Raw genomic sequence first — 5,428 nt, forward strand, 5'->3', positions numbered from 1 at the left:
ATGCCTCAAGCGATACGTCGTCCGCGAGGTCCACACCGCCCTCCTTGCCGACTTCGCCGCTCTCCACACCCCTTGACAACCATAGGAGCATCGCCTCGGCGAAATCTTGGCAGGAAATTGCCCCTGGAGGGGCCGTTTCCTGCCAAGATCTACTGGCGCGGCGGTCAGCGGGTCGCCCCGCAGGACGGGCAGCGGTCGCCGGACCCGACCGGGCGAAACCCTCGCCGCCGTCCCCGCGCCGCGAGCGCCAGGGGCAGCAGCGCCGGCCCGGCCACGGCGACCACGGCCGCCGCCACGGCGAGCGCCCACCACCCCGGCTCGGGCGCGCCGCGCATGTTGCCGTCGACCGCCCCGGCCAGCGGATGCACGAAGAGCAGGCCGATCGGGGTGAGCAGGGTGAGCAGGGCCCAGCCGCCCCGGCGGTCGGCCCGCAGGGCCAGCCCCGCCCCGAGCAGCAGCACGACGACGAGCAGCGTCACGGCGGCGCCGGGCAGGATTCCGCTCGCCGTCCAGCCGTGGTAGCCGACGTGGGAGTCGTAGCGGGGTAGCAGGCTGACGCCCGCGAGGGCGGCGGCGACGACGGCGAGCAGGGGCGCCGCCCGCACCGCCACCGGCAGTCGGTCGGGCAGGCCGAACGCCACCACGCCCAGCGCGACCTGCGGCACCAGCACGTACAGCGGCGGGCGCGGCGCTCCGGTGAGGGCCGCGATCGGCACGACCGCGACGGTGACCAGCAGGGCGAGGGCCACGGCGCGACGGGTCCACCGGCCCGGGGCCACCGCGTGCACGGCCGCGGCGAGCAGCCAGGCCGCCCACACGCCGATCCCGAGCGAGACGAACGGCCCGGCGTGCGGCACGCCCCACCGGGCCACCGGCGGGCGCAGCTCCAGCACCGACCACGCCCCCGCCAGCGCGGTCGCGGTGAGGAAGGCGAGGACGGCGGCGAGGCGTACGCCCGGGAGGAGGTCGGCGGCCCCGGCGGCCCGCAGCCGCTGGCGGAGGCCGCCGCGCAGCAGGTCGGCGGCGTCCGCCGGCGAGGGCCATCGCCGGCCCGGCTCGGCCAGGTCGAGGTACGTGCCAACGATCTCCGCGCCGCGCGCCCGGCGGTACTCGGCGGGATAGGCGAGCAGCAGGCGCAGGTAGCGGCGCTCCAGGTCCGTCATGCCAGCCCTCCCGCGACGCGCGGCGCCGCCGGCCGGGCCTTCGCCGCGCGGGTGCGCAGTCGGGCGGTGGCCGCCTCGACGTTGCGGCGCAGGCGCTCAGTCTCGGCGGTGAGGGTGGCGTCGCCGGCGGGGGAGAGGCGGTAGTAGCGGCGCAGCCGGCCGTCCACCACCTCCTCCCGGTCGACCTCGACCAGGCCGGCGTCGACCAGCCGGTCGAGCGCGCCGTAGAGGGTGCCGGGGCGCAGCGAGACGCGCCCGTCGGAGAGGGCGGCGACCTCGCCGATCAGGCCGTAGCCGTGCATCGGCTCGCCGGCCAGCGCGGTGAGGATCAGGAAGGTGGGTTCGCGCAGCGGAGTGTCCACGCCCCGCAATATAACGGACGCGAAGGTATGCAGGCGGCCGTAACGCGACCGGTCGGAGAAACCGCTCCGCCCGCCTGGCTCCCGCGCTGCGGTCGCCCGCGCTGCCCTGGGGGCCCGCGCTGCCCTGGACGCCCGCGCTGCGGTCGCCCGCGCTGCCCTGGACGCCCGCGCTGCCCAGCGGATCGGTCGCGCCGAGTGGAACACCATGGGTGTCAAAAGGCTCCGGTGACACCCATGGCGTTCCACCGACCCGCGAGCGGCGGAGCCGGCTCGCGTCGAGTGGAACGGTGGAGTCTCTGGTGGCAAGGAAGAAGGCCCCGGGCGAACCCAGGGCCTTCTTCCTGATCTCAGGTCAGCAGTCGAAGTACATGGCGAACTCGTGCGGGGTCGGGCGCAGGCGCACCGGGTCGACCTCGTTGGTCCGCTTCCACTCGATCCAGGTCGAGATCAGGTCGGGCGTGAAGACCCCGCCGTCGAGCAGGTAGTCGTGGTCGGCCTCCAGCGAGTCCAGCACCGCCGACAGCGAGCCCGGCACCTGCTTGACGTCGCCCCACTCCTCCGGCGGCAGGTCGTAGAGGTCCTTGTCGATCGGCGCCGGCGGCTCGATCTTGCTCTTGATGCCGTCGAGGCCGGCCATCAGCATGGCGGAGAAAGCCAGGTACACGTTCGCCGACGGGTCCGGTACGCGGAACTCGACCCGCTTGGCCTTCGGGTTGCTGCCGGTCACCGGGATGCGGGTGCAGGCGGAGCGGTTGCGCTGCGAGTAGACCAGGTTGACCGGCGCCTCGAAGCCCGGCACCAGCCGGCGGTACGAGTTGATCGTCGGGTTGGTGAAGGCCAGCAGCGACGGGGCGTGGTGCAGCAGGCCGCCGATGTACCAGCGGGCGGTGTCGGACAGGCCGGCGTAGCCGGTCTCGTCGTAGAACAGCGGGTCGCCGTTGAGCCAGAGGCTCTGGTGGGTGTGCATGCCGGAGCCGTTGTCGCCGAAGAGCGGCTTGGGCATGAACGTCGCGGTCTTGCCGTTGGCCCACGTCTCGTTCTTCACGATGTACTTGAAGAGCTGGAGCTGGTCGGCCGCGTGCAGCAGCGTCGAGAACCGGTAGTTGATCTCGGACTGGCCGGCGGTGCCCACCTCGTGGTGCGAGCGCTCCACGGTGAAGCCGCTGTCGACCAGCCGCCGCACGATGCTGTCGCGCAGGTCGGCGTAGTGGTCCACCGGCGGCACCGGGAAGTAGCCGCCCTTGTACGCGGTCTTGTAGCCGCGGTTGCCGCCCGGCTCCTCGCGGCCGGTGTTCCAGGCACCCTCGATCGAGTCGATGTAGTAGTACGACTGGTGCGCCGAGGTCTCGTGGCGGATGGAGTCGAAGATGTAGAACTCCGCCTCCGCGCCGAAGTAGGCGGTGTCGGCGATGCCGCTCGCGGTCAGGTAGGCCTCGGCCTTCTTCGCCACGTTGCGCGGGTCCCGGCTGTAGGCCTCGCGGGTGAACGGGTCGTGGATGAAGAAGTTGAGCGCGAGGGTCTTCTGCGCGCGGAAGGGGTCGATGAAGGCGGTGGCGACGTCCGGGAGCAGGAGCATGTCCGACTCGTGGATCGCCTGGAAGCCGCGGATCGACGAGCCGTCGAAGGCCAGGCCCTCGGTGAAGAATTCGTCGTCGACCGACTCGACCGGCAGGTTGAAGTGCTGCATCACGCCGGGCAGGTCACAGAAACGTACGTCGACGAACTTCACGTCCTCGTTCTTGAGGTATCGCAGGAGTTCCTCGGGATTGGCGAACACACGTCCTCCTGGCACGTCCACGGGTGGCTAGGCTCTTGGCGACGCTATGGCCGCGCGGTTGCCCGGCCGTGTCTTGAGTGTTTCTGCCGTGTTACGTCCCTCGCGGAGCGTCATCCGCGCCGCTCCGATGGGGTGATCGGGCGACGGGACGTTCCCGGCTGTGCCAGTGTAGTGACACTTGCTCGCTTTGGTCCCTTTATGCGCTCCGGGTGCCCGCGACCAGCCCGTACGCCCTGGATACCCTTGGCCGTTGTGACGAACCCGCATGACCGGCCCGTGCCGCCCGCGTCCGATCCCGCCTTCACCCCGCCCAGCCTGGGCCGCCGGTTCGGCGCACTGGTGATCGACTGGGTGCTCTGCCTCCTGGTGGCCCGGGGCTTCGCCGACCCGGTCCGCGACGGCTGGGCGCCCGTGCTGGTGCTGATCCTGGAGTACGGCTTCTTCCTCGGCCTGTTCGCCCAGACGCCGGGCATGTTCATCACGAAGATCCGCTGCGTCGCGTGGGCCGACGGCGGCCGTATCGGTCTGGTCCGGGGGCTGCTGCGCGGCCTCCTGCTCGCCCTCGTCGTGCCGGCCCTGCTGATGGACAACCACCGCCGCGGCCTGCACGACCGCCTCACGGCCTCCGTCATCACCCCCGCCCCCCGCCCCTAACCCCGACCCCCGCCCCGCCCCCGCCCCGCCCCCCCCGGGCCCCCCACCCGCCGCCTCCCGCCTCCCGCCCCCGCGATCTTGCACTTTCTGCCCCGACGAAACGGATATAAGCCGCGAAAGTGGGGCCGGAAGTGCAAGATCGGCGCGGGAAAGGAGACGAGGGCGGGGCGGGAGCGAGGGAGGAGGGGTGGGGCGAGGGTGGGGCGGGAAGGCGGGAAGGGGGAGTGCGAAAAGCCGGGCCCTGACAGGGCCCGGCTTTTGGCGTACGTCGGAGTGGGTCAGCGACCGCGCGACTGGCGGAACGCGCCGCGCGGGGGCCGCATGTTCTTCGGGATCGCGCCCTTGGGCATCTGCGGGCGGGCGGTGAGCGCCTTGAGCCGCTTGTCCAGCGAGTTGACGTCCTTGCCGCTGAGGTTGCGCGGCAGCCGCATCAGCGTCATCCGCAGCTTGCGGATGGGCAGCTCGCCTTCCTCCTGGCCGATCACGTAGTCGTAGAGCGGGGCCGAGCCGATGACCTTGGCCAGCCGCCGCTTCTCCTGGCCGAGCAGGCCGCGCACCCGCTGCGGGTTGCCCTCGGCCAGCAGGATCACGCCGGGACGGCCGATGACCAGGTGGACCATGTCCATCTGGGTGGTCGAGCTGACCGCCGGGGTGACCCGCCAGTCGCCGCGCATGCTCTCCATGATCTGGGCGGCGGCGCCCGGCTGCCCCTCGGCCGCGTTCATCATCGCCCGGTTGGAGCGCAGGTTGAGCACGACCAGCAGGCAGAGCAGGGCGAACAGGATGCCCAGCGGCAGCCAGATCCAGCCCCAGAGCAGGACCGCGACCACGGTGAGCGCGAGCGGGATCAGCACCGCGGCGGCGGCCAGCGGGGCGAACCACCTGTCCTGCTTGGCGGTGAACTTGAACACCATCCCGATCTGCTTCAGCCGCTGGCCGAACGAGACCTTCTCCTGGGGCTTTGCCATGCCGGTGAGTCTAGTGGTCGCCGCACGCCGCGATCACCCGCGGCCGGGCTGAGTACCTTACGCCGCCGTACCGCCCCCGGACGCCCGGAGTAAGGCACCTCGGCGGGCGAAGATCAGGCGACGCACCCATGCCCCGGGGCCACCTTCGCGCGGAGAGTCAGAGTCGACAGCTGACGACGACCGCAGGGAGCCCGAGATGTTCGGCACCGACGCAGACTTCATCCTCTCCATCCACCGTACGCACGCCGCCGAGCTGCGTGCCGAGGCCGAGGCCGATCGGCTGGCCCGGGGCCTGCCGCGCCGCTCCACGCGCGGCTGGTTCAGCCGCAGGCACCACGCGGGCCACAGCGCCGACGTGCGCCGGTGAGCGCCCCCGCGCCCCCGGTGCCCGGCGCGGACCGACCGGGGACCGCGACCGGCCCGACGGGGGCGGGCGCGATCCGACCGGAAACCGTGACCGGCCCGACGGGTGCCGGCGCCGACCCCGACCGGGTCGGCGCCGGC

General features: G+C 72.4%; 6 protein-coding genes. 2 read left to right on the forward strand and 4 right to left on the reverse strand.

The window, feature by feature from the left end; all coding sequences use genetic code 11:
- Window positions 1–164: 164 nt before the first annotated feature.
- The 3 genes from ACWENR_RS29290 to glnA form a co-directional block, all read right to left on the reverse strand.
- Window positions 165–1,163 carry a hypothetical protein gene (locus tag ACWENR_RS29290; RefSeq protein ID WP_452280183.1) on the reverse strand — a complete coding sequence of 333 codons (999 nt, stop codon included), beginning with the start codon at window positions 1,161–1,163 and terminating at the stop codon, window positions 165–167.
- The gene (locus ACWENR_RS29295) at window positions 1,160–1,525 is read right to left on the reverse strand and encodes a PadR family transcriptional regulator (protein ID WP_452280184.1); all 366 of its coding nucleotides are present in this window, start codon (window positions 1,523–1,525) and stop codon (window positions 1,160–1,162) included. The genes ACWENR_RS29290 and ACWENR_RS29295 overlap by 4 nt, the downstream gene beginning before the upstream one ends.
- 352 nt (window positions 1,526–1,877) lie before the next feature.
- The gene (gene glnA / locus ACWENR_RS29300; RefSeq protein ID WP_452280185.1) at window positions 1,878–3,302 is read right to left on the reverse strand and encodes a type I glutamate--ammonia ligase; all 1,425 of its coding nucleotides are present in this window, start codon (window positions 3,300–3,302) and stop codon (window positions 1,878–1,880) included.
- A gap of 198 nt (window positions 3,303–3,500) precedes the next feature.
- On the opposite strand from glnA, the gene ACWENR_RS29305 reads away from it, so the two are divergent.
- The gene (locus tag ACWENR_RS29305; RefSeq protein WP_452280186.1) at window positions 3,501–3,956 is read left to right on the forward strand and encodes an RDD family protein; all 456 of its coding nucleotides are present in this window, start codon (window positions 3,501–3,503) and stop codon (window positions 3,954–3,956) included.
- A gap of 278 nt (window positions 3,957–4,234) precedes the next feature.
- Here ACWENR_RS29305 and ACWENR_RS29310 read toward each other — a convergent pair whose 3' ends face one another.
- Window positions 4,235–4,924, reverse strand: coding sequence for a DUF4191 domain-containing protein (locus ACWENR_RS29310; RefSeq protein WP_452280187.1), 690 nt, complete (start codon window positions 4,922–4,924; stop codon window positions 4,235–4,237).
- Between the two features lie 196 nt (window positions 4,925–5,120).
- Here ACWENR_RS29310 and ACWENR_RS29315 point away from each other — a divergent pair, with 196 nt between their 5' ends.
- Window positions 5,121–5,291, forward strand: a complete 171-nt coding sequence (locus ACWENR_RS29315; protein WP_452280188.1) for a hypothetical protein — start codon at window positions 5,121–5,123, stop codon at window positions 5,289–5,291.
- Window positions 5,292–5,428: the final 137 nt, after the last annotated feature.

The organism is Micromonospora sp. NPDC004336 (assembly GCF_053602615.1).

Coding starts and splice junctions, on each gene's coding strand:
- ACWENR_RS29305 (WP_452280186.1), top strand. CDS start 3,501: ATGCGCTCCGGGTGCCCGCGACCAGCCCGTACGCCCTGGATACCCTTG.
- ACWENR_RS29290 (WP_452280183.1), bottom strand. CDS start 1,163: ATGACGGACCTGGAGCGCCGCTACCTGCGCCTGCTGCTCGCCTATCCC.
- ACWENR_RS29310 (WP_452280187.1), bottom strand. CDS start 4,924: ATGGCAAAGCCCCAGGAGAAGGTCTCGTTCGGCCAGCGGCTGAAGCAG.
- ACWENR_RS29315 (WP_452280188.1), top strand. CDS start 5,121: ATGTTCGGCACCGACGCAGACTTCATCCTCTCCATCCACCGTACGCAC.